This window comes from Kitasatospora aureofaciens, from assembly GCF_001188955.3.
Lineage (GTDB): Bacteria > Actinomycetota > Actinomycetes > Streptomycetales > Streptomycetaceae > Kitasatospora > Kitasatospora aureofaciens.
In genome coordinates, this window is record NZ_JPRF03000012.1 from 177,371 (window position 1) to 201,823 (window position 24,453).

22 protein-coding genes are annotated in these 24,453 nt (G+C 72.7%); 11 read left to right on the top strand and 11 right to left on the bottom strand.

Going from position 1 to position 24,453, the window contains the following annotated elements; genetic code table 11:
- Together HS99_RS05755 and HS99_RS05760 are read left to right on the top strand one after the other, a co-directional pair.
- Complete coding sequence (locus HS99_RS05755) at positions 1-2,637, top strand: tetratricopeptide repeat protein (protein ID WP_030556367.1); 2,637 nt, start codon at positions 1-3, stop codon at positions 2,635-2,637.
- A gap of 46 nt (positions 2,638-2,683) precedes the next feature.
- The gene (locus HS99_RS05760; protein ID WP_030556368.1) at positions 2,684-3,649 is read left to right on the top strand and encodes a Gfo/Idh/MocA family protein; all 966 of its coding nucleotides are present in this window, start codon (positions 2,684-2,686) and stop codon (positions 3,647-3,649) included.
- A gap of 291 nt (positions 3,650-3,940) precedes the next feature.
- Here HS99_RS05760 and HS99_RS05765 read toward each other — a convergent pair whose 3' ends face one another.
- A complete protein-coding gene (locus tag HS99_RS05765; protein ID WP_197698057.1) occupies positions 3,941-4,927 on the bottom strand; it encodes an IS3 family transposase in 987 nt (328 codons plus the stop codon).
- Positions 4,858-5,169 carry a transposase gene (locus HS99_RS05770; protein WP_030558521.1) on the bottom strand — a complete coding sequence of 104 codons (312 nt, stop codon included), beginning with the start codon at positions 5,167-5,169 and terminating at the stop codon, positions 4,858-4,860. The genes HS99_RS05765 and HS99_RS05770 overlap by 70 nt, the downstream gene beginning before the upstream one ends.
- Positions 5,170-5,273: 104 nt before the next feature.
- Here HS99_RS05770 and HS99_RS05775 point away from each other — a divergent pair, with 104 nt between their 5' ends.
- From HS99_RS05775 to HS99_RS05805, 7 genes are all read left to right on the top strand, one after another.
- Positions 5,274-6,872, top strand: a complete 1,599-nt coding sequence (locus tag HS99_RS05775; RefSeq protein WP_078938962.1) for a serine hydrolase domain-containing protein — start codon at positions 5,274-5,276, stop codon at positions 6,870-6,872.
- Positions 6,873-6,930: 58 nt separating this feature from the next.
- On the top strand, positions 6,931-8,529 hold the full coding sequence (locus HS99_RS05780) for a PucR family transcriptional regulator (protein WP_030555417.1): 1,599 nt from the start codon (positions 6,931-6,933) through the stop codon (positions 8,527-8,529).
- The gene (locus HS99_RS05785) at positions 8,526-9,398 is read left to right on the top strand and encodes a GNAT family N-acetyltransferase (protein ID WP_197698007.1); all 873 of its coding nucleotides are present in this window, start codon (positions 8,526-8,528) and stop codon (positions 9,396-9,398) included. Before HS99_RS05780 ends, HS99_RS05785 begins: the two co-directional genes overlap by 4 nt.
- On the top strand, positions 9,395-10,504 hold the full coding sequence (menC, locus tag HS99_RS05790; protein WP_030555421.1) for an o-succinylbenzoate synthase: 1,110 nt from the start codon (positions 9,395-9,397) through the stop codon (positions 10,502-10,504). The genes HS99_RS05785 and menC overlap by 4 nt, the downstream gene beginning before the upstream one ends.
- 235 nt (positions 10,505-10,739) lie before the next feature.
- On the top strand, positions 10,740-11,162 hold the full coding sequence (locus HS99_RS05795; protein WP_232543000.1) for a MarR family winged helix-turn-helix transcriptional regulator: 423 nt from the start codon (positions 10,740-10,742) through the stop codon (positions 11,160-11,162).
- Positions 11,159-12,064: a DNA-3-methyladenine glycosylase family protein gene (locus HS99_RS05800; RefSeq protein ID WP_030555425.1), complete on the top strand. Its 906-nt coding sequence runs from the start codon at positions 11,159-11,161 to the stop codon at positions 12,062-12,064. The genes HS99_RS05795 and HS99_RS05800 overlap by 4 nt, the downstream gene beginning before the upstream one ends.
- A 112-nt stretch (positions 12,065-12,176) precedes the next feature.
- Positions 12,177-12,503: a hypothetical protein gene (locus tag HS99_RS05805; RefSeq protein ID WP_030287252.1), complete on the top strand. Its 327-nt coding sequence runs from the start codon at positions 12,177-12,179 to the stop codon at positions 12,501-12,503.
- Positions 12,504-12,542: 39 nt separating this feature from the next.
- Here the strand turns inward: HS99_RS05805 and HS99_RS05810 are convergent, their stop codons facing one another.
- The 7 genes from HS99_RS05810 to HS99_RS05840 form a co-directional block, all read right to left on the bottom strand.
- Positions 12,543-13,904 carry an MFS transporter gene (locus HS99_RS05810; RefSeq protein WP_030555428.1) on the bottom strand — a complete coding sequence of 454 codons (1,362 nt, stop codon included), beginning with the start codon at positions 13,902-13,904 and terminating at the stop codon, positions 12,543-12,545.
- 112 nt (positions 13,905-14,016) lie between these two features.
- Entirely contained in the window at positions 14,017-14,406 is a 390-nt protein-coding gene (locus HS99_RS05815; protein ID WP_033349928.1) for an ArsR/SmtB family transcription factor, read from the bottom strand.
- A 26-nt stretch (positions 14,407-14,432) separates the two neighbouring features.
- Entirely contained in the window at positions 14,433-15,701 is a 1,269-nt protein-coding gene (locus tag HS99_RS05820; protein ID WP_141763674.1) for an MFS transporter, read from the bottom strand.
- 67 nt (positions 15,702-15,768) lie between these two features.
- Positions 15,769-16,497 (bottom strand): sulfite exporter TauE/SafE family protein, encoded by a 729-nt coding sequence (locus HS99_RS05825; protein WP_030555431.1) that lies wholly within the window; start codon positions 16,495-16,497, stop codon positions 15,769-15,771.
- Positions 16,497-17,390, bottom strand: coding sequence for a polysaccharide lyase (locus HS99_RS05830; RefSeq protein WP_198429351.1), 894 nt, complete (start codon positions 17,388-17,390; stop codon positions 16,497-16,499). The genes HS99_RS05825 and HS99_RS05830 overlap by 1 nt, the downstream gene beginning before the upstream one ends.
- Before the next feature lie 262 nt (positions 17,391-17,652).
- A complete protein-coding gene (locus tag HS99_RS05835) occupies positions 17,653-18,492 on the bottom strand; it encodes an aldo/keto reductase (RefSeq protein WP_030555433.1) in 840 nt (279 codons plus the stop codon).
- 51 nt (positions 18,493-18,543) lie between these two features.
- Entirely contained in the window at positions 18,544-19,740 is a 1,197-nt protein-coding gene (locus HS99_RS05840; RefSeq protein ID WP_030287238.1) for an MFS transporter, read from the bottom strand.
- A 206-nt stretch (positions 19,741-19,946) separates the two neighbouring features.
- Here HS99_RS05840 and HS99_RS05845 point away from each other — a divergent pair, with 206 nt between their 5' ends.
- On the top strand, positions 19,947-20,420 hold the full coding sequence (locus HS99_RS05845) for a MarR family winged helix-turn-helix transcriptional regulator (protein WP_030287236.1): 474 nt from the start codon (positions 19,947-19,949) through the stop codon (positions 20,418-20,420).
- 130 nt (positions 20,421-20,550) lie between these two features.
- Here HS99_RS05845 and HS99_RS05850 read toward each other — a convergent pair whose 3' ends face one another.
- Complete coding sequence (locus HS99_RS05850) at positions 20,551-21,915, bottom strand: right-handed parallel beta-helix repeat-containing protein (protein ID WP_078958699.1); 1,365 nt, start codon at positions 21,913-21,915, stop codon at positions 20,551-20,553.
- 85 nt (positions 21,916-22,000) lie between these two features.
- On the opposite strand from HS99_RS05850, the gene HS99_RS05855 reads away from it, so the two are divergent.
- Positions 22,001-23,149 carry a Dyp-type peroxidase gene (locus tag HS99_RS05855; protein ID WP_030555437.1) on the top strand — a complete coding sequence of 383 codons (1,149 nt, stop codon included), beginning with the start codon at positions 22,001-22,003 and terminating at the stop codon, positions 23,147-23,149.
- 48 nt (positions 23,150-23,197) lie between these two features.
- On the opposite strand, the gene HS99_RS05860 is transcribed toward HS99_RS05855, so the two are convergent.
- The gene (locus tag HS99_RS05860) at positions 23,198-24,412 is read right to left on the bottom strand and encodes a cytochrome P450 (RefSeq protein ID WP_030555439.1); all 1,215 of its coding nucleotides are present in this window, start codon (positions 24,410-24,412) and stop codon (positions 23,198-23,200) included.
- Positions 24,413-24,453 lie beyond the last annotated feature (41 nt).

Here is a 24,453-nt window from a genome sequence, read left to right on the forward strand (position 1 = left end):
ATGGCACGGGTGAACCTGCGGGCCGCGTTCATGAGCGGGCTGTCGTCCACTGTCACGGCACAACAGGTCTTCACCGACCGGGTCAACGAGGTGGCTGCCTTCAACCGGTCGGTCGAGGGGTTGAGCCGAACCCTGGACGGGGCCGATGTCTCGCCGGTCGTGGACCGGGCGCAGGGGCGCCGCAACGTCCTGACGCTCTACGGGGTCGGCGGCATAGGGAAGACGACGCTCTCGCACGAGCTGGAGCGCCAGCTGCTCGCCGGGGCTGCGGCCGAGGGGCGGGACGACGTCGTCACCGTCCGGGTGGACCTCTCCGAGGACGGCGCCCGGGACCTGGAGGGCTTGCTGCTGCGTCTGCGTTCCGGGTTGGGGCAGTTGGGCAGTCGCTGGCCAGCCTTCGACCTGGCGCTCGCCTCGTACTGGGCCCGTGCCCACCCCGGGGAGGCCCTCCAGGACTTCCTCGACGCCTCACCGGCCCTCCGTAGGGCCTCCCGCAGCATCGGTCTGGGCGAGCAGATCGCGGAGACCGTGCGGGAGGTCGACCCCGCGGGTCTCGGCGGGCTGACCGGACTGGCGCACCGTGCAGCCCTGGCCACCTATCGCGCCGTCCGGGACCGGGTGCGCGAAGGACGGCTGCTGGCGGACTGTGAGCTGTTCGCCGAACTGATCGAGGCCGACGCCGACTACGAGACGCTGTCGTACTTCCCGTACCTGTTGGCCTGGGACCTGGACCGTATTTCCCACCGGAGCCGGTCGGACCGGCGGCCCACGGTGTGCGTGTTCCTCGACACCTTCGAGGTGCTCAACGGGGGCGCCGACCGCACGGTGGAGCGACTGGTCCAGCGTTGCGTCTACCTGATGCCCAACGTGCTGTTCGTGATCACCGGCCGCAACCGGATCGACTGGGCCGACTCGGGCGCAGGCGGCGAACTGGACTTCACCGGCCCCGAGTGCTGGCCGAACCTGCACTTCAGCAACGACACGGTCGAACCCCGCCAGCACCTCGTCGGCTACCTCTCGGATTCCGACGCCGACAGCTACCTCAGCGAGGCACTCACCCGGGACGGTGAGCCCGTGATGCCTGTCGAAGTCCGCCGACGCATCATCGCGGGCGGCCAGGGCCTGCCGCTGTACCTGGACCTGTCGGTGTCCCACTTCGTGGCGCTGCTCGCCCGCGGAGGGCAGCCGTCGGCGGCCGACTTCGGTGGCACGTTCACGGCGGTGGCCACCCGGTCGATCCGGGACCTGCCCCGGGAGGAGCGCGACCTCGTCCGTACAGCGGCGCTCACCGACCGGGTCGGTGCTGATCTCCTGCGGGCCGGACAGCCCAACGTCTCCGACGGCAGCGTGGCCCGATTCCTTCGCCGGCCGTTCCTGACGCACGACGACGCCTATGCCCTGCCGTACGCGCTGCACGCGGCGCTGCGCCACGCCATCCGCGAGGCGGACCGCAGCCTGCCGGACGGCTGGTCCGACCGCGACCGCAGCGAGGTCGCGGTCCGGTTGCTCGCCTGGTTGGGCGATCGGCTCGGATCGTCTGCCGACCGGGTGACCACTGCCCAGGTCCTGGAGTCGGGCCTCAAACTCTCAGCCGAACACGGGGTCTTCGCGGACTGGATGGCCCGGGCCACGCAGCGCCTCGTCGAGGCCGGACAGTGGTCCGAGTTGGGTGCTGGACTTCCCGCCGAACGGGTGGGGACGCCGGAGTACCGGGCAGTCCTCGCCGCCGTACGAGGTGTCCGACTGCGTCGCACTGGACACGCCGCCGAGGCGGTCGGACTGCTCGACGGCGTGGGGCAGGGCCTGCCGCAGGGCAGCCCGACGGCGCAGCTGGTGCAGATCCACCTCGCCCACGCACTGCGCAACCACGGTGACTACACCAAGGCAGCGGAGATCTACCGGGCACTGGTGGGCGGTGAGTTCGACGCGGTGGCCAGGTACTGGCTCTGCGACTACGACTACCTCAACGGACGGTTCCGCACGGCGCTGGGTTCGCTCCGGGACCAGCGCAGCCGGGGGCCGGAGGACGAGGGCGAGCGGTTGAGGCTGATCGGGCACATCTGGCGGGTGAACGCCCGTTTCGACGAGGCGAGGGCCGCGTACGCGGAGGCGATCGACCTGGCCCGGCACGAGGGCCTCGCCGCCGCGGAGGCGAAGGCGCTGGCCAACCTGGCGCAGACCGCCTGTTGGTCCGGCGAAGTCGATGCGGTGGCGGATGCGGCGACCCGTGCGAGGGACCTGCTCGATCTGGTGCCCAACCCGGTGGAGCTGGTCAAGATCCGCTCCGCCGAGGCGGTCGCGTACGCGGTGGCGGGCGACGCCGGGGCCGCCGTGGAGGCGGTCGGCGGAACCCGTCGGTTGGCGGACGGCATCGGCTACCGTGGCGGCCACAACCTGGCCGATGTGGCCCAGATTCTGATCGGTGTCCTCGGTGGCGACCACGACGGCGTCCGCAGCACGCGGGCCGAGCTCGACGCGCGAACCCGCAGGTCGGGCGGCAACACCTACTGGGTTCCGATCGTGACCAGCTGGATCGAGGGCGTTCCGCAGGCCACGGAGCACGATCCCCGGGTCGAATGGATCGACGGCGCGGCCGTGTCATTGGGCCGGTGGGCGGAGGTGGCCACGCGACGATGAGACGCGAAGGCTCTGGGCCCGAGGCCGGACAGGAGGAAGAGAGCTCATGACCGGTCCTGCACATGTCGATCCGGTACGTGTCGGCCTGGTCGGGGTCGGCATCATCGCCGAGACTCACCTTGCCGTCCTGGCCGAACGAGACGACGTCGTCATGGAGTTCACGGTCGACTCACGGCCGGTCGAACCGGTGGAGTTCCGGGGCGCCACACCGCCCCACTACAGCAGCCTCGCCCAGGCGCTCGAAGCGCACCAGCCGGACCTGGTGGTCCTCGCCACCCCGACGGAGACCCACGCCGAGCTGGCGGTCCTGGCCCTTCTCCGTTCCACGGCGCGCGTGCTCGTGGAGAAGCCGCTCGTACACGACCTCGCCTCCCTCATGGAACTGTGCGAGCTGGACGGCAAGGTCGATGTACGGGGCCGCGTGTTCACTGCCCATCACTTCGCCTTCTCCCCTGAGGTCGACTGGGCGTCGGAGCTGATCGGCGTGAACTCGGGCTGGGGGCCGATCACAGCCGTGACCTCGGCCTTTTACGACCCCTACGTCCTGCGGGGGCCTGAAGCCTTCGCTTCGTACGTCTCCAGTTGGACGGATTCAGGGGTGAACCAGCTCAGCATGCTCACCCGATTCGTCGACCTCACCGAAATCACGTCCGCCCGGCAGACGGACGGCGGTGCAAGTGCCTGGTGCACCGTGGACTTCCGTTCCTATGGCGAGGTGGGTACAGCCCGGCTGCGCAGTAGCTGGCTGACCGGTTCCAGTAGCAAGGAGAGCAGCTTGGTGTTCGGCCGCTCCGGCGTGGAAGTCTGGATCGACCACACTGCCATGACCGGATTCGCGGCACGGCAGGGGGAGTTGCTGGGCTCGTTCGGCAACGACGGCCGGACCGCGCGGAAGATCGCCCATTATCGCCCGCTCTACGCCAGCCTGCTCTCCGGTCGACCGGACCCGGTGCTCGGCTTCGATGCTGCGGCGACGATCACCGCAATCCATCGCGCGGTGCCGGGAGTGTGATGGAGGTCGGCTGCAGTCGGTCTCCTCCCGTCCGAGGCTGACGATTTGCTGACCGCAGATGGCCCACCGCGCCCCTGGCCTGGGAAGAACCGTGGATCGAGTGACATGTGGTGGAACTGCATCGGGCGCTCAACGGCCGGTATGGCACAGGCCCGCGAGGATTGGATGGGTACTGACCGAACTCCTGACGTCAGGAGGCGTGAGGGCATGTCCTTCCGGCCAACGTTGGGCGAGCGGACTTTGCCGGTCAGGACAAACCTTGAGCTTCCCCCGCTGCACGGGAGGCGTTGATTACCTGGTCAGGACGGGTGTGGGTGGTTCGACGGTCACCGGTTCGGCCGTCGCCTGGTCGGCGTAGAACTTCGCCTCGTACTCGTCGGGGCTGAGCCAGCCCAGGCGCTTCTGGATGCGGCGGGTGTTGTACCAGCCGTCGATGTAGGCGAACAGGGCCAGGTCGGCGTCAGTGCGGGTCTCGAAGGTCGTGCGACGCACGCACTCGGTCTTCAGCACGCTCCAGAAGTTCTCGGCGAGGGCGTTGTCGAACGAGTCCCCCACGCTTCCCATGCTCGGCTCGATTCCCGCCTTCAGCAGTCGAGTTGTGAGCTTGATGGACGTGTATTGACACCCATGGTCGCTGTGATGGACCAGTTGGCCGGGTTCGACGGGGCGGCCGTGCAGGGCGTACTCCAGCGCGGTGAGCACGAGGTCGGCGTCCGCCCGCTCGGAGGTGTGCCAGCCCACGATCCGGCGGGAGAAGGCGTCGCGGATCGTGGCCAGCCACCACGGTCCCTCGCCGGTGGGGATCAGCGAGATGTCGGCGACCCACAGCCGGTTCGGCGCGACGGCGGTGAAGTCGCGCTGGACCAGGTCCGGGGCGAGATCCGCCGCCGGGTCGCGGCGGGTGAAGGAGCGGGGCCGGCGCGGGCTGACGCCCTGGATGCCGGCCTGGCGCATGAGGCGTTCGACCCGCTTTCGGCCGACCCGGGTGCCCTCGCGCCGCAGGACGGCGTGGACGCGCGGGGAGCCGTACGTCTCGTCGGAGTCGGCGTGGATGCGGCGGATGTGCTCGGTGAGCTCGGCGTCGTGGCGCTTGCGCTCGCACGGCTCCGCCACGTCGCGGCGCCAGCGGTAGTAGGTGGAGGCGGGGATGTGCAGTTCCCGGAGGACGGGCTCGGCCCCGAAGCGGTCCTGGTGCTCGTCGATGAGCTTCAGTACCGTCGCCGGGTCGGGTCGAGCTCCTGGGCGAAAAAAGCCGAGGCGGCCTTGAGGATCTCGCAGGACCGGCGGAGCTCGGCGTTCTCCTTCCGCAGAGCGGCCAGCTCCTCCTTCTCCGCGGTGGTCAGCCGGTCGTCCCGCTCGCCCCGGTCCGCCTCGTCCTGGCGGATCCAGTTGCGCAGCGCTTCGTGGTGCACGCCCAGGTCGCGGGCCATCTTGCGGATCACGGGCTTCGGGTCGGCGGTGCGGTACATCTCCACCGCACGCCGTCGCAACTCGGGCGGGTACTTCATCGGTGCGGCCATGGCAGAGGCTCCCTTCTCATGGCCAATCAGGCCATCTCCGGCAACCTTCCGCACGTCGGGGGAACCTCACCTTCCGGGCAGTCGTGGCTGAGAGCCTGTGGCGCATGGGCATCTCAACAACACTGTCCGAGGTCGTGGGCTTGGCGGTACGCCCGGGGGACCCGGGACTGTCCGTCGGGATCTACACCGAGGGGAAGCTGATCCACCAGGCATCGGCGGGGCTGGCGTGCGTGGAGTTCGAGGCGCCGGTCGACACCCGGACCCGGTTCGACATCGCCTCCATGAGCAAGCAGTTCACCGCCGCGGCGGCGTTGCTGCTGTGCCGGGACGGGCTGCTGTCGCTGGACGACGACATCCGGACGCACCTGCCCGAGCTGAAGTTGGCGATGCCGGTGACCGTCGGTCAATGTCTGCGGCACACGGGCGGTCTGCGGGACTGGCTGGCCCTGACGACGATCGCCGGCCGCCCGCTGACGAGGATCACCCAGGATCAGACGCTGGCCTTCGTGGCAGCGCTGACCGAGGTCGACTTCGAACCGGGGACCGCGTTCTCCTACTCCAACACGGGGTACGTCCTGGTCGCCTCGCTGGTGCGGCGGCTCACCGGTCGCACCCTGGGGGAGTTCACCACGGAGCGCATGTTCACACCGTTGGGCATGAACGAGACCGTGTTCCGCGAGGACAGTCGGGAGCCGTTGCCGCGATTCGCCTACGGGTACGACGTCACCCGCGGTGCCGTCCGGCGCGCCGACACCGAGGAGTCCGCAGTCGGCGACGGCGGCCTGGCCACCAGCGTCGCCGACCTGGCGCCGTGGTTCGGGTTCCTGCAGGACGGCCGGGTCCTGGGCGCCGACATCCGCGACGGGCTGTTGCGGCGGGTCGACTCCGGGGACGGCGAGGAGCAGCCGTACGCGCTGGGTCTCTACCACACGACGATCGTGGGCCACCCGGCGTTCGGCCACGCCGGCGGTGTCCCCGGGTACCGGTCCCAACTGCTGTTCATGCCGGACGCCGGCCTCGGCGTGGCGCTGCTGAGCAACAACTCCTCGATCCACGCCGCGGAGCTGGCCACCCAGGTGCTGCGGCTGGCCGCCGGGCTGCCCGAGGACGATGCCGTCGAGCTGATGGCGGACCCGGTGGCCGCCGAGCCCGCTGCCCGGCTGACGGGGGACTGGCTGGATCCGCGATCCGGCCTCACCCTGCGGATCGACGCCGTGGGCAACGGTCGGATCCGCGTCCACGGCGCGCCGCCCGCCGGCGAGTTCGCACCGGCCGTCGACGGCAGCTGGCAGGGCTTGGAGGACAGCGCGGGCTCCTGGCTGCGGGTGTCGTCCGGCACGATCAGGATCGGATCGGTGTACCGCCCCGGCCGCGCCGCGGAGTACTGGCGCTGTCCCCCCACGGATGCCGGTGCCACGCTGCCACCGGCCGTCTACCGCAGTCCGGAGCTCGGCATCCTGGCGACGGTCACCCGGGACGGCACGCTCGAACTCGGCCTGGAGTTCGTCGGGACGATCGAACCGGCACCGGACGGCGCGTTCCGTGCGGGCGGCCTGATCAGCCTGCGCCCCAGCGGCGACGACCTCCTGATCAGCACGCACGGCGTCCACCGGATGCGCTTCGTCAGACAGCCCGACGACGCCGCCCCCCTGGGACTTCCCCCCGGCCTCAACCTCGCCACCACCTGGCCGGTGAGCGAGTGATCGCCGACGGTGAGTTCACCGGCGAGCGCCGGGGCCGGATACTGCGATCGGAGCGGCGGTGACAGCCCCCGCCGGGATCACCCTCGGGGTCGTGCTCGACAGCCTGGGAACCGATCTCCTACGGCCGCTCGCGCTGCCACGGGGCCGGGAGGTCGCCGTCGGGGCGCCCACGATCCATGACACCGAGGCCGCTGGGGCAGGGCTGACCGACGCGATCGTCCTGGTGCCCGGCCGGCTTACCGCCGACGTCCTGGAGTGGGCTGCCGAACACCACGCCAAGGCGGTGGTCATGCGAGCCGGAGCCACGGACACGGCAGCGCTGACACAGGCGGCCGAACGGACCGGCGTGGCGCTCCTGGAGCGCAGTGCCGAGATCTCCTGGGGGCAGCTCTACACCCTGATCGACGCGCTGCGTGCGATCACGAGCCCGGTGTTCGAGCCGAACAGGCACCGGTCCACCGACCTGTTCGCCCTGGCCAACGACATCGCCGTGCGCGCCGGCGGCGCGGTGGCGATCGAGGATCTGTCCATGCGCGTGCTGGCCTACTCCACGGTCCCGGGCCAGCTGGTCGACGACGCGCGTCGGGACGGGATCCTCGGCCGCCGGGTGCCGGACCACCCGACCCACGCCGAGGAGTACGCCGCTGTCCTGCGGTCCGACACCGCGGTGTGGAGCTACGAGCCGAAGGAGTACCGGCCGCGCCTCGCCGTCGCCATCCGGGACGGTGGCGAGGCGCTGGGCACCATCTGGGTGCTCCAAGGCGACGAGTCCCTGGCGGAGGAGGCGGCAGACGTCCTCGCCGAGGGCGCGCGGCTGGCCGCGCCCCACCTTGCCCGGGTCAGCCTCGCGGCGGACGCCGAGCGCCGGCAACGGGCCGAGCGGCTGGGCTGGTTGTTCCGCGGTCTGGGAGTGACCCGGGAGCTCGCCGACTCGTTCGGGATACGCTTCGACGCCCCGGCGACCGTGCTGGTGATCGGCCGCTTCGGTGACCCGGCCGGTCACGCGCGAGGCGTGTCGCCGGATTCCGCCGCCGAGTACGTCGGCGACCTGCTGCGGATGGGGCTCTCCGCCTACCGGCTGGGAGCCGCCGCGGGAGCGCTGGACGGTCAGGCCGTGGCGGTGGTCGACACGGCGTCCGACGCGCCCGTGATCCAACTGATCATCGCGACGGTGCTGGCTCGGGCGAGGGACACCCTGGACAGCGGCTGGCGGGCGGGGATCAGTCGCACCGTTCCCGGCCTCGCCGACATCTCGACAGGGCTGAGCCAGGCCAGGCAGGCGCTCAAGGTGGTGTGCGGACCGTTCGGCAAGGCGGAGATCGGACGGCATGAAGAGCTGGCCGCCCCGATGTTCCTGCGGGACGTGTACGAGGCGCTCCGGTACCGTCCGGCCCTGGACGCGGAGCCGCTGTCGACGGTGCTCGACCATGACGCCCGGCACGGAACGGAGTACGAGAAGACGCTGCGCTGCTGGATCGCCGGGCACTACGACGTGCCACGGGCTGCGGAAGCCATGACGCTGCACCCCAACACGTTGCGGCACCGGTTGCGCCGGCTGGCCGAGCTGATCGACATCGATGATCCGGACCTGCGGTTGGCGCTGGCGCTGCAACTGCGGCTACGGCTGCCGGACATCGGCACAAAGGAGGCCAGGTGAACTCGGGCCTGGACGCCAACGGCCCGCGGCGGTCCGCCGAGCAGACTCGTCACATGGTCGAATTCCCTTCCGCTGTCGCGGAACGGGCGGACGTCCGAATTCAGTTGCTTCGGACCGTGCCCGAACTCCAGCAGGCCGAGGCGGTGTTGCGTACCGTGTGGAACACCCCGGACCTCGCCGAGCCACCCTTGGCCCTGGACGTCATGTGCGCGCTCGCGCACACCGGCGGCTACGTCGCGGCGGCGTATCTCGGGACGGCGATGGTCGGCGTGACCGCCGGGTTCCGGACCATCGGGGACAGTCTGCACTCGCACGTGGCCGGCGTGCTGCCGGGAATGCACGGGCGCGGGATCGGCGCGGCGATGAAGTCGCACCAGCGGGAGTGGGCCGCCGAGGTGGGCCTGTCGTCGATCTCGTGGACGTACGACCCGCTGATCCGCCGCAACGCCTACTTCAACCTGCACCGGCTCGGGGCGGTCGCTGAGGCGTACCTGCCCGACTTCTACGGGCCGTTGGACGACGGCATCAACGACGGCGACGACTCCGACCGGCTGTTCGTCAGGTGGCCGGTGCACGCGACGCCGCACGCACCGGCACCGCCACCGTTGCCGGACCCGGCCGCGGCGGAACCCGTGCTCGAGGAGGACGGCAACGGCGAGCCCCTACCGCGCGCCGCGACCGGCGGCGTACTGCGTTGTGCCACCCCGGTGGACGCGGAGTCCCTGCGGCGAAGGGATCCGGCCGCCGCCCGGCGCTGGCGGTCCGCGATGCGCGAGGCGCTCGGTGGCGCCCTGGAGAACGGTTACCGGATCGACGGGTTCGACCGGTCCGGCTGGTACGTCCTGCGACGGAAGGAAGCATCGGAATGAAGCTGCAGCAGGCGGAGTTGCGTGAGGTGGCCCTGCCCCTGGTCGCGCCGTTCCGGACCGCGCTGGGAACCCAGGAACACCGGAACTCGCTGCTGGTCAAGGTGACCACGGCCGACGGCGCCGTCGGCTGGGGCGAGTGCGTGGCCGACGACGATCCGACGTACAGCGCCGAGTACCTGGCCGGGGCCCGGGAAGTGGTACGTCAGTTCCTGCTGCCCCGGTTGTCCCGGGCTCCCGAGCTGACCGCGGCGCTGGTGCCCGAGCTGCTCCGGCCGGTCAGGGGGAATCCGATGGCCAAGACGGCCATCGAGATGGCGGTACTGGACGCCGAACTGCGCACCGCGGGCATCAGCCTCGCCCAGTACTTCGGGGCGACGCGGACCGAGCTCGCGGTCGGCGTGTCGGTCGGCATCACGGACACCGTCGATGAGCTGATCAGCGCCGTCGACGGCTATCTCCGCGCGGGCTACGCCCGGATCAAGCTGAAGATCGAACCGGGCTGGGACATCGAGCCGCTGCGAGCGATCCGGGAGACGTTCGGCCCGGACATCGCCCTGCAGGTGGACGCCAACACCGCCTACGGTCCGGCGGACCAGCCCCACCTGCGCCGGCTCGACGCCTACGGGCTGACGCTGATCGAGCAGCCTTTCGCCCCGGACGACCTGCTCTCTCACACCCGGCTGGCGGCTCGCATGGACACCCCGATCTGCCTGGACGAGTCGATCACCTCGGCCCGGGACGCGGCCACCGCCATCCGGCAGGAGGCGTGCTCGATCGTGAACATCAAGCCCGGCCGGGTCGGCGGGTATCTGGAAGCCCGCCGGATACACGACCTGTGCCTGGCGAACGGCGTACCGGTGTGGTGCGGCGGCATGCTGGAGACCGGGCTGGGACGGGCGGCCAACCTGGCGCTGGCCGCGCTCCCGGGCTTCACCCTGCCCGGCGACATCTCGGCCTCGGCCCGCTACTACACCCGCGACATCACCGCCCCCTTCGTCCTCCACGACGGCCGACTGACCGTCCCCACCCGCCCGGGGATCGGCGTCCTCCCCGACCCCGATGCCCTGCAAGCCGCCACCACCTCCACGGAGCTCCTCACCCTCTGACCGGTCGTGGGGCCCGAGCCACGTCCGGTGTGTCGGACCGACCCCGTCGTGGATCACCGGGCGTGCCTTCACGCGGGGGCACATCTCACGGCCGGGGCAGCTCGTCGGCGAGGCGATATAGTAAATGCGCATAGTAAATCGGACGAGGGGGTGCCCCGTGGGGGAAGCGGTGCCGGAGGGCGGGTTCGAGCGGGCGGGGAGGCCGACGGAGAGTCCGGGGTTCCTGCTGTGGCGCGTGACCTTGGCGTGGCAGCGGGCGCTGGCGGCCGCGCTCAGGCCGTACGACCTGACGCACGTGCAGTTCGTGCTGTTGGCGGGAGCGTGGTGGCTCGGGATGGACGAGGGGGCGCCGACCCAGCGGCGGTTGGCGGAGCACTCCGGGACGGACCCGATGATGACCAGCCAGGTGCTGCGCACGCTGGAGGGCAAGGGGCTGGTGGAGCGGGTTCCGGATCCGGCCGACAGCCGGGCCAAGCGGGTGCGGGTGACGGAGGCCGGGGAGGCGCTGCGGGAGCGGGCGATGTACGCGGTGGAGGAGGCCGATGCCGGGTTCTTCGCGCCCGTGCCGCGCGGTGACGCGCTGGCCGTGCTGAACGCGCTCTCCGGGTCGCTCGCGCCCGTGGCCGCCAGGGCAACCCGGAGGGGGGCTGGGGCATGACGACGGACGCATCGCGCCTGTACCTGACCGACATCCGGCTGCCCGCCCGGGAGCCGTTCGACTTCCGGGCCTCGCTCGGGTTCATCGGCTCCTTCCCGGCGATGGCCGGGCAGCAGGGCACCGGGCAGGCCGCGCTCACCCTGGCCGTCCGGGAGGCCGGGGCGACCGTGGGCGTGCGGCTCACCGCCGCGCCCGGGGCGCCCGGGCTGGTCGGGCGGCTCGCCGCGGAGCGGCCGGTCACCGAGGAGGTGCTGCGGGCCGTCACCGAGCGGCTCGACTGCTACCTGGGCCTGTCCGACGACCTGACCGAGTTCTACCGGCTGGCCCGGCAGGACGAGCCCTTCGCCCGGGTGGTGGAGCGGCTGCACGGCTACCACCAGGTCAAGTTCCCGTCGCCGTTCGAGCTGCTCTGCTGGGCGATCCTGTGCCAGCGCACGCCGATGCCGGTGGCCCGGGAGGCGAAGCGGGCGCTGGTCGAGGCGGTCGGCAACCGGATCGACGTGGGTGCCGAGCGGCTGTGGGCGTTCCCGGACGTCGAACAGCTCACCCGGTTCGACGAGGGCGAGCTGCTCGCCCTGATCGGCAATCCGCGCAAGGCGGGCTACCTGTACCGCTCGGTGCGGCTGTGGGCCGGACTGGACGAGCACTTCCTGCGCACCGGCCCGTACCAGGAGGTCCGCGAGCAGTTGCTGACGCTGCCCGGGATCGGCGACTGGTCGGCCTCCTTCCTGCTGATCCGCGGGCTCGGGCGGATGGAGCGGATCGAGCTGGACAAGGAGATGGGCCGGGCCCTCCAGCGGGTCTACCGGCGGCCGGTCGACGAGGCGGAGTTCCGCCGGCTCGCCGAGCACTACGGCCCCTGGCAGGGCTACTGGGGGCACTACCTGCGGGCCGGCGGCTGACCGGGGACGTGACGGGGGCGGGAGCGGTCCCGTTGCGGCGTACGGGCGGACCTGCCCGGACAGGCCTCCGATGGCCGGGCGCGGCGCAGGGCCCGCGGTTAGCCTGGCCCGCATGTACAACGACGGTCTGGTGACGTGCACCGCGCGCGAGCTCGTGATTCGCCGGTACTACTTCCCGCTGGCCTCCGCCAAGCGGATCCCGTACGAGCGGATCCGCGGCCTGCAGCAGGTGCCGCTGAGCCGGCTCGGTGGGCGGTGGCGGATCTGGGGTTCGGGGGACTTCGTCCACTACTTCAACCTCGACCCGGGGCGGGTGGACAAGAGCGTCGCCTTCGTCCTCGACCTCGGGGCGCGGGTGAAGCCGGTCATCACCCCTGACGAGCCGGACCGGCTGGTCGCGGCGCTGGCGGAGCACCGCATCGAGGTGACCCGGGGGTAGCCGCCCCCTCCAGTCGTGCGCAGGGCGGCCGGGCGGGGCTCAGCCGAGGGCCGGGCGGTGGCGGGGCCAGGTGGGGTGGTGCTGGTCGATGACGTAGTGGTGGCCGTGCTGCCAGGCGCCGCCGCCGGCCGGGTGGGCGTCGGCGAGGTGGGGGTGGCCGACGGGCAGGTCGGTGTGGAGGTGGCTGAGGGTGTCCGGGTCCCGGGCGGGCCAGAGGGTGGTGGCGGTCACGGCGGCGACGAGGGCGAGCGCGCCCAGGACGACGGCGGTGGCCGGGAGGCCGGCGCCGGCGGCGAGCCAGCCGGCCAGCGGGTAGGTGAGCAGCCAGCAGCCGTGGGACAGCGAGAACTGGGCGGCGAAGGCGGCGGGCAGGTCGGGGTCGGCGGCGGAGCGGCGGATGACCCGGCCGCCGGGCGTGAGGACGGCGGAGCCGGCGGCGCCGACCAGCGCCCAGGAGGCGAGCAGGGCGAACCAGGTGCCGGTGCCGGCCGGGGCGGCGGTGATCGCGGCGGCGGCGGCGAGCACGCAGGGCAGGGCGAAGGCGGCGGGCAGCATCACGGACCGGTCGCTGACCCGGGCCAGCAGCCGGGGCAGCAGTACGGCGGCGAGCATCGAGCCGACGCCGTACGCGCCGAGGGCCAGGGAGACGGCTCCGGCCGGGCGGTGGAAGTGGTCACGGACCACGTTGACGGTGTCGACGAAGACGATCGCGCCCGTGGCCGCGACGGCGAGGTCCAGGGCGAGCAGGGCCCGCAGCCGCGGGGTGGCGCGGAACAGCCGGGTGCCGAAGGCGGCCTTGCGGTAGAGGCCGCCGCCGCGTTCGACCGGTTTCGGACCGGGGAGGACGGCGGAGACGACCAGGGTGGCGGAGGCGAGGAAGCCGGCCGTCGTCCCGGCGAACAGCCAGTTGTAGGAGACCACCGAGAGCAGCAGTGCGGCGAGCGCCGGGCTGAACAGCGACTCGAAGTCGTAGGCCATCCGGGACATCGACAGCGCCTGGGTGTAGTCGCGTTCGGCGGGCAGCACGTCCGGGATGGTGGCCTGGAAGGTCGGGGTGAAGGCGGCGGAGGCGGCCTGGAGCAGGAAGATCAGGACGTAGATCTGCCACACCTGGTCGACGAACGGCAGGGCGAGGGCGACGGCGGCCCGGGTGAGGTCCATGCCGACCATCAGGGTGCGCGGGGGGACCCGCCCGGCGAGGACTCCGGCGACGGGCGCGACGGTCACGTACGCGATCATCTTGATGGCCAGGGCGGTGCCGAGTACGGCCGAGGCGTTGTTCCCGGCGATCGAGTAGGCCAGCAGCGAGAGCGCCACGGTGGCCAGGCCGGTGCCGATGAGGGCCACGACCTGGGCGGTGAACAGGTGGCGGTAGGTCCGGTTGCGCAGCACGGTCAGCATGGGCCCGTCCCGGGGCGGCGTCGGAGGGGTACGGGCTCATCATAGTTAATGCGTGCGTACCTGTGCACCTGTCGGCCGGGTCGAACGACCCCCGTGGGAGGGGCACTCGGGCTCAGTCGTGCGGCGGCAGGTGGGCGATCTGGTGGTCGGCGACGTTCAGTGCCTCGTCGACGAGCCGGCGCAGGTGCCCGTGGCGCAGTGAGTAGACCACCCGTCGCCCGTCCTTGCGGGTGGTGACCAGCCCGGCGAGGCGCAGCTTGGCCAGGTGCTGGCTGACCGACGGCCGGGCGGCGCCGGTCGCCCCGGTCAGCGTGGTCACGTCCGCCTCGCCCCGGCCGAGCCGCTCCAGCAGTGCCAGGCGGGTGCGGTCGGCCAGCAGGGCGAGCACGGACGCGGCCACGTCGAGCCGCGCCTCGGCCCGCTGCTGCGAGCGGTGTGCATCTGCCGGATCTGTGCCGGAACTCATGGCGTCATCGTACGGCCCGTGCGCATGTGCGCTCATGACGACGGACGGAACCGGCGCTGCGGTCAGCCCGCGGACGGCTCGACCGCCAGCTCCTCGGCGGCCGGCGCCGGGGCGGGTTCGAGGTCGCCCAGCCGCGGGATCACGATCAGGGCGGCGAGGATCAGGGCTCCGGCGATGACGATCGGGGTGCGGACGCTGACGGTGGCCCCGATCCAGCCGCTGAGGCCGGCGCCGATCAGCATCCCGATCCGGGTCAGCATCAGGTAGCAGCTGTTGACCCGGCCGAGCAGTTCCTTCGGCACGGTCTGCTGGCGCAGCGAGATCGCCTGGACGTTCCAGGTCACCACCCCGAAGTTGCCGAGGGCGAACAGCGGCGCCACCACGAACACCGAGGGGCTCAGGCCCATCAGCAGCAGCGAGGAGCCCATCAGGACGAAGGAGAGGGCGATGCGGGCCCGGCGGCCCATCCGCTCGCTGATCCGGCCGGCCAGCATGCTGGCCGCGGTGCCGCCGGCCACGCCGGTGGCGAGGACGGCGCCGTACGCCCAGGTGGGTTCGCCCAGGGTGCGGGTGACCAGCAGCGCCATCATGGTGATGCCGAGCGCGGAGGCGCCTCCCGCCAGGGCGGAGAGCGAGGCGACCAGGCGCAGTTGCTTGTGCCGGTAGAGCCAGCGGACGCCCTCGCGGACCTCGGCCATCACCCGGCGGTCGGACTTCGCGCGGGGGGCGCCGGAGCGGCCGGTCGCGGCGACCAGGAGGGCGGCGACCGCGAAGGAGGCGCCGTCCACGGTGAACGGGTAGCCGGCGGCGACGGCGAACAGCGTGGTGCCGACCATCGGGCCGATCATCCGGCCGACCAGCAGGCCGCCCTGGAGGCGGCCGTTGGCGACGTCCAGCCGGTCGGAGCTGACCACGTCCGGGATGGTGGAGGTGGCGGCGTTGACGAACACCGTCTCACCGCAGCCCAGGACGAAGGCCAGGGCCGCGAGCAGGGCGAGCGGCGGGGTGCCGGAGAAGACGCAGGCCGCGAAGCCGAGCACGATGGCGGCACGTCCGAAGTCGATGGTCCACATCAGCCGGCGGCGGTCGAAGCGGTCGGCGATGACCCCGCCGAACAGAGCCATCAGCAGCCAGGGCAGTGATCCGGCCACCGCGACCACGGACACCGAGGACGGGGAGTCCGAAATGGCCAGTGCGAGCAGCGGCAGCGACGAGTCCCGCATGCCGTCGCCGACCGCTGAGATCGACGAGGCCGACCACAGCATGGCGAATTTCCGGCCCAGTTGGGGCCTGGTGCGGTGCGGGGGTGTCGCAAGGCTGGCTGAGGTCACCGACGCAGTATGGCATGGCCGCTACAGATTTGGCCGCCCCTTCACAGAGCATCCCCAGCCGGAAGTCTCAGAGTCCGGAAACCCCCTTGACGAGGGTGCTCACTCCGCCCGCGAGGGCCAGCCCCAGCACCACCGTCCGGGCCCGCGGCTCCGGCACCCGGGTGGTCAGCAGCCGGCCGGCCACCGCCCCGCCGGCCAGCGCCACGGTCACCAATCCCCAGGCGGGAGGGTTCAGTTGGGGAACGCCCTTGACCGCCAGCGAGAAGGCGTTCACGACCACACCGTACAGCTGGGCGTTCGGCACGAACTCCCGGGCCGTCCAGCCGGAGTTCACCGCGTAGAGCGAGACCGCCGGGCCGCCGACCCCGGCCGCGGAGTTCATCAGCCCGCTGGTGGCGCCCGCGACGACCGCCCCGCCGACCCCGCGCAGGGCGGCCGCCCGCACCCCGCGGATCACCAGCAGGGCGGCCGCGGTGACCAGCACGCCGATGCCGACCAGCAGTTCCGGCGTGGGCACCGTCGCCGCCACCCAAGCCCCCGCGGGTACCGTGCAGACGGCCGCGGCCATCAGCGGCAGCATCGCTCCGGGCCGGACCTGCCGCCAGCTCCCGGCCAGCCCGACCGCACTGATCGCCAGCGCGGCGAAGTTCGCCAGCGTCACCCCGCTGTTCGGACCGAGCAGCAGCACCAGGACGGGCGCCGCGACCAGGGCGAAGCCGAGCCCGGCCAGCCGCTGGACGGTGGCGCCGAGCAGGACCACCAGCCCCAGCAGCAGTTGGCCGCTCCAGCCGCTCATCAGTGCTGGACGCCGGCGGAGAGCGAGAAGTCGGCGAAGTACGCCTGCTGGGTGCTCGCCGGGCCCCAACTGGTGTCGTGGCCGCCGTAGAAGGTGGAGAACAGCACCCCGCCGAAGGGGATGGAGCCGATGCCGGAGGCGGTGCCCTTGGCGGCGTGCACCTGGCGGCCGTCGTACCAGACGGTGATGTCGCCGGTGCCGCGGTCCACCAGCTGTTCGACGGTGTGCCAGCGGTCGTCGGCCTGGAAGTGCCAGTCGCCCAAGCCCTCGTCCACGCCGTAGCCGGTGGGGCCGGAGTTGCTCGGGGTGTAGAGGTAGACCTCGCCGTTGTCGGGGCTGCCCTTGGCGGCCCGCCACATGTAGCGGGTGGACCAGCCGGCGCCGTGGTTGCCGCCGGACTCCTCGCCGATCTTCCCGCCGTACAGGCCGGGCAGCTTGCCGGCCTTGCCCCAGTCGCGGCCGGCGGGGAACCGGACGGAGTACTTGAGGTCCAGGGTTCGGCCCTGGGCGAGCGCGGACAGGCCGAGGGCGTTCAGGTCGGTGTAGAACTGCCCGCCGCCCGGGTTGGGGCAGTCCGTGCAGGAGTTGGCGGAGGAGCCCGCGCCGTACGTCACCCGCAGCACCGGGCCGCCGCCGGGGGCGGCCGGGTTGGCGACGGCGCCGAAGTCGGCCGCGCCCCAGGCGCCCTGGTCGGCCACGCCCCAGGCCCGGCGCCACTGCGGAGTGCCGTAGTCCCGGAATCCGCCGGTCCAGGCCGCCGCTCGGCCCGGTACGGGCGCGGCGGCGGAACCGGCGGTCGGGTGGTCCGTGGCCCGGGCCGGGGTGGCCGCGCAGCCGGCGGTGGCGAGCAGGGCCAGTGCGGCCAGGGCGGCGGTGCGCGCGGTGCGGTTCATCCGGGCTCCTCGGTCGGCGGGCGATTCCTACCGATCATGCCGCACGGCCGAGTTGTGGTCGGGCAAAGGAAGGGGAAAGGACTGTGGCCAGGTGGGCGGTTCACGGGGAGGGTGAACCGCCCACCCGGCCACGGCCGTTCTACGGGCTGCCAGGCCGTCGGCGTCCGGTGCGGGGTGTCGAGGCCGTCACGGGGAGGCCCTGAAGAGCTCCTCGGCGTCGGCGTGGGCCTTGGTGACGCCGTCGGCAGGCCGTCGGGGTGGATCAGTTGAACTGGTCCGGGTGCGGGCCGGTGCGCAGGCCGCGGTCGGTGGCGGCGATGGCGGCCATGTCCTGTTCGGTGAGTTCGAAGTCGAAGACGTCGAGGTTCTGGCGGATCCGGGCCGGGGTGACGGACTTGGGGATCACGATGTTGCCGAGCTGGAGGTGCCAGCGCAGGACGACCTGGGCCGGGGACCTGCCGGTGCGCCCGGCGACGGCGGTGACGGCCGGGTCGTCGAGGACGGCGCCCTGGGCGAGCGGGCTCCATGCCTCGGTGGCGATGCCGTGCCGGGCGTGGAAGGCGCGCAGCTCGGCCTGCTGGAGGCCGGGGTGCAGCTCGACCTGGTTGACGGCGGGGACGAGTTCGCTGGTGTCCAGCAGGCGCTGGAGGTGGGCGGGCTGGAAGTTGGAGACGCCGGCGGCGCGGATGCGGCCCTCGGCGGCCAGGCGCTCCAGGGCACGCCAGGTGTCGAGGTAGAGGTCGCGGGCCGGGGCGGGCCAGTGGATCAGGTAGAGGTCGACGTGGTCGAGGCCGAGCTTGGTGAGGCTGGCGTCGAAGGCGCGCAGGGTGGCGTCGTAGCCCTGGTCGGCGTTCCACAGCTTGGTGGTGACGAACAGGTCCTGGCGTGCGAGGCCGGAGGCGGCCAGGGCGCGGCCGACGCCGGTCTCGTTGCCGTAGACGGCGGCCGTGTCGATGCTGCGGTAGCCGGCCTCGAGGGCGGAGCCGACCGCGGCGGTGGTCTCGTCGTCGGGGACCTGGAAGACGCCGAAGCCGAGCTGGGGGATCTCGACGCCGTTGTTCAGCTTCACGCTCGGGACGGTCGGGACGTCGGGGGTGCTCATGGTGTCTGCTTCCTTGCTGCTCATGGCGGTGCTTCTGCTGGGGAGTCGGGCTCAGTGGTGGGCGGGGATCCGCGGTGCGGCGGCCGGGTCCGGGGCGGGGGTGCGCTCGCGGCGCTCCAGTGCGGCGGACCAGAGGGCGAGGACGAGCGCGGCCGCGGCGAGCAGGGCGCCGACCCAGTTGGGGGCGGTGTAGCCGAGGCCGGCGCTGATGACGATCCCGCCGAGCCAGGCCGCCAGGGCGTTGCCGAGGTTGAAGGCGCCGATGTTGACGGCCGAGGCGAGGGTGGGGGCGCCGTGGGCCTGGTCGAGGACGCGCTTCTGCAGCGGGGGGACGGTGGCGAAGCCGAGGGCGCCGACGAGCAGGATGGTGGCGGCGGCGGTGATCTCGTTGTGGGCGGTGAGGGTGAACAGGGCCAGGACGAGGGCGAGCCCGCCGAGGGTGCCGTAGAGCATCGGCATCAGGTGGCGGTCGGCGAACCTGCCGCCGAGCAGGTTGCCGAGGAACATGCCGACGCCGAACAGGACGAGCAGCCAGGTGACGGCGCCGTCGGAGTAGCCGGTGACGTGGGTCATCATCGGGGCGATGTAGGTGATCGCGGCGAAGACCCCGCCGAAGCCGAGGACGGTCATCGCCATGGCGAGCAGGACCTGGGGGTTGCGGAAGGCGGTCAGCTCGCGGCGCAGGTGGGCGCCCTCGGGGCGGGGTACGGCGGGCACGAGCCTGGCGATGCCGAGCAGGCCGACCAGCCCGAGCGCGGCGACGGCGGTGAAGGTGGTGCGCCAGCCGACGGCCTGGCCGATGAAGGTGCCGAGCGGGACGCCGACGATGTTGGCGACGGTCAGTCCGGTGAACATGGTGGCGATGGCGCCGGCCTTCTTCTGCGGGGCGACGAGTTCGGCGGCGACGACCGACCCGATGCCGAAGAACGCGCCGTGGGCGAGCGAGGTGACGATCCGCCCGGCGAGCATCAGCGGGAAGCTGGGGGCGACGGCGGAGAGCAGGTTGCCGACCGTGAAGAGGGCCATCAGCAGCATGAGCATGGTCTTGCGGCTGATCCGGGTGCCCAGAACGGTCATCAGCGGGGCGCCGATCACCACGCCGAGCGCGTACCCGGTGACCAGCAGGCCGGCGGTGGGGACGGACACGCCGTAGTCGCCCGCGATCTGGGGCAGCAGGCCCATGATCACGAACTCGGTGGTCCCGATCCCGAAGGCCCCGATGGCCAGGGCGAGAAGTGCGAGGGGCATGGCGCGACCTCCGTGCGATTGCTAGTGCGCCTTACGCGCCTCGACAATAGTTGCAAGCGCGCCATAAGCGCAAGTGCGGGCATTCGCCTGGCGCGGTGGACCTGCGCGGGAACGTGCTTGCATTCGCGTTATATCTGCCCTCGAAAATATTTCAGGGCAAGCCCTATCCTGGAGTCCTGCTCGCACCTGGAAGGAGACCCGGGCCGATGACCGCCACAGATCCCGCGCTGACCGCCCTCGCCAACGGATGGGCCGCTCTCTACGTCCTCTACGGCAGGATCGAGGCGCACATCGAGCGAGCCCTGCAGTCCAAGCACGAACTGAGCGTGCGCGAGTACTCGCTGCTCGACGTGCTCAGCCGCCAGCACGACGGGGAGGGCGGCCACCTCCAGATGAAGCAGGTGGCCGACGCGGTCGTGCTCAGCCAGAGCGCCACCACCCGGCTGGTCTCCCGGCTGGAGGACCGCGGCCTGCTCTCCCGCTACCTCTGCCCGACCGACCGCCGCGGCATCTACACGGACGTCAGCGAGGACGGCCTGAGGCTCCTGGAGCAGGCCCGGCCGACCAACGACGCCGCTCTGCGCGAGGCCCTCGACGAGGCCGCCCGCAACCCCGAGCTGGCCCCGCTGGTCACGGCCGTGAAGGCGGTCAACCCGCCCGCACTGCTCCGGCGCGGCTGAGCGGCGCCCGCCGGGACGCGGCGCCGGCCGGGAGGCGGTGGGAGCCGGGCGGGCCCGCAGTGCTCGACGTACGGTGACCCGCCCGTTCCCGGGGTGCGTCGCGGCCGTCGGCGGCTCAGTGCCCGGCGGCTCAGTGCCCGGTGGGTACCGCGTCGGCCGTCGCGGGGAGCGGGTAGGCGTCCGGGTCGACCGGGCCGGGCAGGTCGGTGGCCGGACGGCCGGGGGCGTCGGGGTCGGGCAGGGACGGCTGGGCCGGCGGGGCCTGCACCTGGTTGAAGGGGATCCCGGGCGGGGCCTGGACCGGGGCCGCACGGCCCGCGGTGAGCGGGCTGCGGCTCTGGGCGTCGCACGCGGCCAGGGACTCCAGGCCGTCGGGGCTCTGGGTGGCGGGCTGGTTGCCGCTGAAGCAGTTGCCGGTGTCGGCCGAGGCGAGGACCAGGTCGGCGCCGTTGCCCTCGGTGCGGTTGCCCTGGATCCGGTTGGCGCCCGCCGGGTGGCCGGGCGGGTCGGTGATGATCACGCCGGCCGAGCGGTTGCCCCTGACCAGGTTGCGTTCCACCCGGTTCGCGGTGCCGCCGCCGATCCCGATCCCGATGCCGAAGCCGCCGTCGGCCTGTTCGGGGGTGTCGGAGGCGTTGTTGTCGGTGACGCTGTTCCCGGCGATCACGGCGCCGTGCTGGGGGGCGAGGGCCTCCAGGTCGTTGGAGTTGACCGTGACGCCGACCCGGTTGCCGACCACCCGGTTCCCGAGGAAGTGCAGGTTGTCCGAGGCGTTGGTGATCTCGATGCCGACCGCGTTGCGTTCGACGGTGTTGCCGCGGACCAGGGTGTCGCAGGGCTTGCACTGGCCGACGTAGATGCCGGAGTCGGCGCCGCCGGAGGCGTAGGAGTCCTCGACGATCCCGGCCCGGGCGTCGAAGGCGTAGATGCCGTAGAGCCCGTTGTCGTAGGCGGTGACCCTGGTCGCCCGGAAGCCCTGGAGGGCGGGGAAGCGGGTGGTGTCGAGCGGGTTGTAGGCGGAGCCGCCGGCACCGCGCTGCTGGAGCTTCTCGTCGGTGACGCCGGTGAACAGCACGCCGTTGGCGAGGTAGCCGTGAACGGTGAGGTTCTCCACCACCGAGCCCGGGCCGGTCACGGTGACGCCGTTGACCAGCCGGACGCCGCCGTCCAGGACCACGGTGTTGCGGTCGGTGCCGCGCAGCACGATCCGGGGCTTGGTGATCCGCACGCTCTCCCGGTACGTCCCGGGGGAGACCAGCACGGTGTCGCCTTCGCGGGCCACGTCCACGGCCTTCTGGACGGACGGGAAGTCCTGCGGGACGCGGACGACCGTGCCGTCCGGGTGGTGGGCGTCGGAGGAGGGGGCGGTGGCGGAGGAACAGCCGGTCAGGGCGAGGGCAGCGGCGGTCAGCAGGGCGGGGAGGGTGCGGGCCGCGGTCCTGCGGCGGCGCGCCGGTGCTTCGCGTTCGAGTTGACGGACGGTCAAAAGTTGCATACGGGGTGTTCTATCGTCTCCAATGTCGGTCATGCATGCCGAAACCGGAAAGGCGCAGGAACAGCCGGGGGCCGTCAGGAGCGGTGTGGACCGGAGGGCACTGATCGCGGGCGGCGGCGCGGTGCTGGCCGCCGGGGTCGGCGCGGGGGTCGTGGCGCTGGGGCGCGGCCGGCCCGCGGCCTCCTCACCGCCGCCTCCGTCCGCGCCCGCGGTGGCGTTCCACGGCGAGCGGCAGGCCGGGGTGACGGCCCTCCAGCAGCCGGCCACACTGCTGCTGGCCCTCGACCTGGCGCCCGCCGCCACCTCGGACGGTCGGGCCGCACTGCGTTCCCTGCTGGGGGAGTTGACCCGGGTGCTCGCCGACGCGGCAGGCGGGGCCGCAGCCGATCCGCGCCTCCGGGGCGGGGAGCCGGCGCAGTTGAGCAGCCTGGTCGGGGTCGGGCCGGGCCTCGCGGCCCGGCTGGGGCTGAACGTTCCGCCGGCCCTGGCGGACCTTCCGGCCTTCCCCGGCGACCGGCTCGATCCGGCGCGCGGGGGCGGGGACCTGGTGGTGCAGCTGTGCGCCGCCGACCGCTGGCCGCTGACCGTGGTCGCCGAACTCCTCGCCGCCGCCGCCCGATCGGCGGGCGGGACGGTGCGCTGGACCCAGCCCGGCTTCCTGCCGCGCACCCCGGCGGGCACCACCCCGCGCAACCTCTTCGGCTACAAGGACGGCACCGCCAACCCGGACGCCACCGAGGCGAAGCAGTGGGTCTGGGGCCCGCCCGGCCCGTACGAGCACGGCACCGTGCTGGTCTACCGCCGGATCCGGATGGACACCGCGGCCTTCGCCGCCCTGCCCGAGGACCGCCGCGACCTGGCCATGGGTCGCCGGCTGACCGACGGCGCCCCGCTGACCGGCACGGCCGAGCACGACGACCCGGACATCTACGCCAAGAACCCGGACGGCTCGTACGTCATCCCCAACACCGCCCACGTCCGCCTCTCCAGCCCCCGCCTCGACTCCGGGGCCCGGATGCTGCGGCGGGGCTACAGCTACGACGACGCCCCCGACGACCGGGGTCTGCTGTTCTGCGCCTTCGTCCGGGACCCGGAACAGTTCACCCGGGTGCAGAACCGGCTGGCGGCCAAGGACGCGCTCAACCCGTTCCTGGTGCACACGGCCTCGGCGGTGGCGTACGTGCTGCCGGGGGCCCGGGAGGGCGGGGTGCTCGGCGAGGGGCTGTGGGCGTGACGCGGTGCCGTGGGCGTGACGCGGCTGCCGTGGGCGTGGCGCGGGGGGCTACCAGCTGACCGGTAGTGCGGCCGGACTGCGGGTGGTGCTGCCCAACTGCCAGTCGAGCCGGTCGATCGGGACGGTCAGGCGCAGGCCGGGCAGGGCGGTGGCCAGGCGGTGGAGCGCTTCGCGCATTTCGAGACGGACCCGCCAGGCGCCGATGCAGTAGTGCGGCCCGGCGCTGAAGGCCAGGGTGGGGGCGTCGAGCGGGCGGGCGAGGTCGGCGTCGAGCCCTTCGGGGTGGACGGCGGGGTCGCGGTTGGCGCTGCCGATGCTCGCGGCGACGACGGCGCCGGCCGGGATGGTGACGCCGCCGAGCTCGACCGCGGCTGCGGCGCGGCGGACGGTGGCCTCGTCGTCGCCGAGCGGGATGAAGTGCAGCAGGCGTTCGGCGGTGTGCTCGGTGACGCCGGGGTCGGCGAGGCGGGGCCAGTGCTCGGGGCGCTCGCCGAGCAGGTAGGCCAGGGCGTTGCCGAGGGCGCCGGTGACGCTCTCGTTGCCGCTGGCGGTGAGCCCGAGGACGAGGAAGGCGAGCGCGTCCGGCGGGATGCCGCCGTCCTGGTCGGCGGCCCGGACCAGTCGGCTGACCAGGTCCGGGCCGGGCGCGCGGCGCCGGCGTTCGATCAACTCCTCGGTGAACGCGGTGAATTCGGCGAGCGTCTCGCCGTGGTCCGCGGCCGGTTCGCCGCCCTGGGCGAGCAGGGCGAGGGTCCAGCGCCGCAGCCGCCGCTCGTCCAGGTGGTCGGGGCCGTCACCGTCGAGCCCCATCAGCCGGGTGGTGACGGCGAAGGGCACCGGGCGGGTGAAGGCGCTGACCAGGTCGGCGGGCGGCCCGGTGGCGACCAGCGCGTCCACGGCCTGCTGGACGGCGGCCGCGACCCAGGGCTGCCAGCCGGCGATCGCCCGTGGGGTGAAGGCCTTCTGGACGGTGCCGCGCAGCCGGCGGTGGGCGGGGCCGTCCTGGTTGAACAGCGAGGCCGGGTTGGCGGCGACGTCGGCGGTGCTGCCCGCGGTGCCGACTTCGTGCAGGTCTGTCCGGGTGAGGCGGGGGTCGCCGAGGACCTGCCGGACGTCGTGGTAGCGGGTGACGAGCCAGGCCGGGGTGCCGTCCGGGAGGGTGGTCGGGTGCGGCGGCTGGGCGGGGGTGACGGGGAGCCGGTGGAGCGGGGGGAGCGGGGGCGGCGGGGTGTCGGTGTCGGTGACGGGTGCGGCGGAGGACATGGAACCCTTCGGGGTCGGTGGCTCTGCGGGGCACGGGCATC

Bases quoted from the DNA above. Each gene is read 5' to 3' on its own strand.
- HS99_RS05775 (WP_078938962.1), top strand. From the start codon at position 5,274: ATGGGCATCTCAACAACACTGTCCGAGGTCGTGGGCTTGGCGGTACGC.
- HS99_RS05840 (WP_030287238.1), bottom strand. From the start codon at position 19,740: ATGCCCCTCGCACTTCTCGCCCTGGCCATCGGGGCCTTCGGGATCGGG.
- HS99_RS05800 (WP_030555425.1), top strand. From the start codon at position 11,159: ATGACGACGGACGCATCGCGCCTGTACCTGACCGACATCCGGCTGCCC.
- HS99_RS05845 (WP_030287236.1), top strand. From the start codon at position 19,947: ATGACCGCCACAGATCCCGCGCTGACCGCCCTCGCCAACGGATGGGCC.
- HS99_RS05860 (WP_030555439.1), bottom strand. From the start codon at position 24,412: ATGTCCTCCGCCGCACCCGTCACCGACACCGACACCCCGCCGCCCCCG.
- menC (WP_030555421.1), top strand. From the start codon at position 9,395: ATGAAGCTGCAGCAGGCGGAGTTGCGTGAGGTGGCCCTGCCCCTGGTC.
- HS99_RS05835 (WP_030555433.1), bottom strand. From the start codon at position 18,492: ATGAGCACCCCCGACGTCCCGACCGTCCCGAGCGTGAAGCTGAACAAC.
- HS99_RS05805 (WP_030287252.1), top strand. From the start codon at position 12,177: ATGTACAACGACGGTCTGGTGACGTGCACCGCGCGCGAGCTCGTGATT.
- HS99_RS05760 (WP_030556368.1), top strand. From the start codon at position 2,684: ATGACCGGTCCTGCACATGTCGATCCGGTACGTGTCGGCCTGGTCGGG.
- HS99_RS05825 (WP_030555431.1), bottom strand. From the start codon at position 16,497: ATGAGCGGCTGGAGCGGCCAACTGCTGCTGGGGCTGGTGGTCCTGCTC.
- HS99_RS05770 (WP_030558521.1), bottom strand. From the start codon at position 5,169: ATGGCCGCACCGATGAAGTACCCGCCCGAGTTGCGACGGCGTGCGGTG.
- HS99_RS05755 (WP_030556367.1), top strand. From the start codon at position 1: ATGGCACGGGTGAACCTGCGGGCCGCGTTCATGAGCGGGCTGTCGTCC.
- HS99_RS05810 (WP_030555428.1), bottom strand. From the start codon at position 13,904: ATGCTGACCGTGCTGCGCAACCGGACCTACCGCCACCTGTTCACCGCC.
- HS99_RS05850 (WP_078958699.1), bottom strand. From the start codon at position 21,915: ATGCAACTTTTGACCGTCCGTCAACTCGAACGCGAAGCACCGGCGCGC.
- HS99_RS05815 (WP_033349928.1), bottom strand. From the start codon at position 14,406: ATGAGCGCACATGCGCACGGGCCGTACGATGACGCCATGAGTTCCGGC.
- HS99_RS05830 (WP_198429351.1), bottom strand. From the start codon at position 17,390: ATGAACCGCACCGCGCGCACCGCCGCCCTGGCCGCACTGGCCCTGCTC.